The organism is Pseudomonas sp. HMSC063H08 (assembly GCF_001813645.1).
Lineage (GTDB): Bacteria > Pseudomonadota > Gammaproteobacteria > Pseudomonadales > Pseudomonadaceae > Pseudomonas > Pseudomonas aeruginosa.
In genome coordinates this window covers 1-1,318 of record NZ_KV813367.1, presented here as the reverse complement: position 1 = coordinate 1,318, position 1,318 = coordinate 1, and the positions used below count along the sequence as shown (strand labels likewise).

General features: G+C 65.3%; 2 protein-coding genes and 1 pseudogene. All 3 read left to right on the top strand.

What is annotated here, in order from left to right; genetic code table 11:
- The coding region (locus HMPREF2924_RS35415; RefSeq protein WP_141765524.1) for a DUF2859 domain-containing protein at positions 1 to 150 on the top strand (150 nt) is incomplete at its 5' end.
- A gap of 8 nt (positions 151 to 158) precedes the next feature.
- Complete coding sequence (locus tag HMPREF2924_RS05505) at positions 159 to 428, top strand: hypothetical protein (protein ID WP_023082675.1); 270 nt, start codon at positions 159 to 161, stop codon at positions 426 to 428.
- Between the two features lie 3 nt (positions 429 to 431).
- Positions 432 to 1,318, top strand: a pseudogene (locus HMPREF2924_RS05500) (conjugative coupling factor TraD, PFGI-1 class); the annotation flags it as partial.

Below are 1,318 nucleotides of genomic sequence, written 5' to 3'. Positions count from 1 at the left end.
GTGAACGTGGCCAGCGAAGCGCGCCTGACGGAGATCCGGGCCTGGGGGAAAGGACTTCAGATATTGCCGGCGCCGGCGGACGACCTGGTCGACCGGCTAGGGCTGCAGCATTACCCCGCCCTCATCACATCCACCGCCATCCAGCAGTAGGAGTCCTCATGACTACTCATCTGATCACCCTGGTCATCAAGCAGCCGAGCGACGCTCAGGCACGCCAACTCATGTACCAGGAGTTGCTCGGCCTGATCTCACGCTACGGCGGTGAGGTGACGTCCAAGGCCTTGGAGGACGAGTCGACCCTCTGCGAGCTGCTGGAACAGATGCTGCCTGATGATGAGGTAGAGCAAGCCAGGAAACAGGTGCTGGAACTTCATGCCAAGCGCCGCCAACCGGGCCGCCTGGACTCGCCGGCGAGCCTGAAGGTGTAACCCATGGCTGGCCAGTACCCGCTGGAAGCGCTCTTGCGGCCTGCCGTGGAGCTCTACACCACCACCGTGTGCTTCACCGCGGCCGCGCTCTGCATCGTCGCGCCGTGGACGTTCGCCCTCACTCCGCTGTTCGGCATCGTGGCCGCGCTGGGCTTCGTCTGGCTGGGCGTCGTGCGGCTGAAGCAGGCCGGCGTGGTGCTCCGCTACCGGCGGAACATTCGCCGACTGCCGAAGTACACGATGACCAGCGCCGAAATGCCGGTCAGCAACGAACACTTGTTCATCGGCAAGGGCTTTCGCTGGACGCAGAAGCATACGCAGCGCCTGGCAGATACCTACCTGCCCCAGTTCGCCTCCTACGTCGAGCCCTCGCCGCTCTACCAGCGCGCGCGCCGGTTGGAGAAGCAGCTCGAGTTTGCCCCCTTCCCCCTGAAGCTGGTCGCCAAAGCCACTGCCTGGGACGTGGCCTGGAACCCCGCACGGCCGCTGCCGCCCGTGGGCGGTTTGCCTCGGCTCCATGGCATCGAGCCGCGCGAACAGGACGTAGGCCTGCAACTGGGCGAGCGCGTCGGCCACACACTGGTACTCGGCACTACGAGGGTAGGTAAGACGCGACTCGCGGAGCTGTTCATCACCCAGGATATTCGCCGCACCCACTGCCGGGGCCGACGCCGGCGGGCGAAGATGGGTCGGCGGACCCAGACGGTTCACCACGGCTATCGGCGCCGGCGCGCAGAGGAGCAGCCGGACTACGAGGTGGTGATCGTCTTCGACCCGAAAGGCGATGCTGACCTGCTCAAGCGTATGTACGTGGAGTGCGAGCGTGCCGGCCGCCTGGATGAGTTCTACGTGTTCCATCTCGGTCATCCTGACCTGTCGGCACGCTACAA

What these genes read in the sequence shown, in the direction of transcription:
- HMPREF2924_RS05505 (WP_023082675.1), top strand. Translation starts at nt 159, where the DNA reads ATGACTACTCATCTGATCACCCTGGTCATCAAGCAGCCGAGCGACGCT.